This is a genomic window from Pseudoalteromonas sp. TB41 (genome assembly GCF_000497975.1).
GTDB classification, from domain to species: domain Bacteria; phylum Pseudomonadota; class Gammaproteobacteria; order Enterobacterales; family Alteromonadaceae; genus Pseudoalteromonas; species Pseudoalteromonas tetraodonis.
Genome location: NZ_AUTH01000079.1, coordinates 1 through 989, shown reverse-complemented (window position 1 = coordinate 989; position 989 = coordinate 1). Strand labels below are relative to the sequence as shown.

Sequence of the window (989 nt, the reverse complement as noted above, 5' to 3'; positions counted from 1 at the left end):
CTAATTAAATTTTTAACCGTAATCAGTGTCGTTTTTAGTAGTGCGGTATTTGCGCATGTGCATCTTGAAAAAAGTGTGCCTGCTGATAATGCAATGCTAATGAATCCTCCAGAAGAGTTAACTTTGGTGTTCAACAAAGAGGTACGGGTTGTAAAAGTTTCATTGGCCAATAAACAAGGCGAAGAATTTAAATTTGGATTCGAGCCTTCTAAAGTCGCTACTAGCAAATTTACATGGAAACTACCTAAATTAGCTCCTGCAAACTATGCTGTGGATGTAACCTTCTTAGGTAACGATGGTCATAAAATGAAACATAGCTTCGGCTTTATGGTTCACTAAAATAGGCGGTGTGATTGATATGGAAATGTATATCTGGAATACAGTCATTGTACTGTCAAAAATTGTATTTTACGTCGGCTTTGCCTGTATTGCAGGTTATACATTTTTCAGGCAAATATTTGAGAATAATGAATCTCATACTAATGCTGTAATAAGGAGCTTTCTAAGGCGGAGCTAAAAAGTAATGCTTAGCGAAGTTAAGAAACCATAAATAGCAATTTCAACAAACTAAAATAGAGGTAAATATGAAAAAGCTAATTAAATTTTTAACCGTAATCAGTGTCGTTTTTAGTAGTGCGGTATTTGCGCATGTGCATCTTGAAAAAAGTGTGCCTGCTGATAATGCAATGCTAATGAATCCTCCAGAAGAGTTAACTTTGGTGTTCAACAAAGAGGTACGGGTTGTAAAAGTTTCATTGGCCAATAAACAAGGCGAAGAATTTAAATTTGGATTCGAGCCTTCTAAAGTCGCTACTAGCAAATTTACATGGAAACTACCTAAATTAGCTCCTGCAAACTATGCTGTGGATGTAACCTTCTTAGGTAACGATGGTCATAAAATGAAACATAGCTTCGGCTTTATGGTTCACTAAAATAGGCGGTGTGATTGATATGGAAATGTATATCTGGAATACAGTCATTGTACTGTC

2 protein-coding genes are annotated in these 989 nt (G+C 35.9%); both read left to right on the top strand.

Translation table 11 applies throughout. The features are described from left to right. Positions 1-339, top strand: a 339-nt coding sequence (locus L641_RS0111815; protein WP_024601998.1) for a copper resistance CopC family protein, incomplete at its 5' end; no start/stop codon positions are given. 245 nt (positions 340-584) lie between these two features. Next, a complete protein-coding gene (locus tag L641_RS0111810) occupies positions 585-932 on the top strand; it encodes a copper resistance CopC family protein (RefSeq protein WP_024601764.1) in 348 nt (115 codons plus the stop codon). Positions 933-989 lie beyond the last annotated feature (57 nt).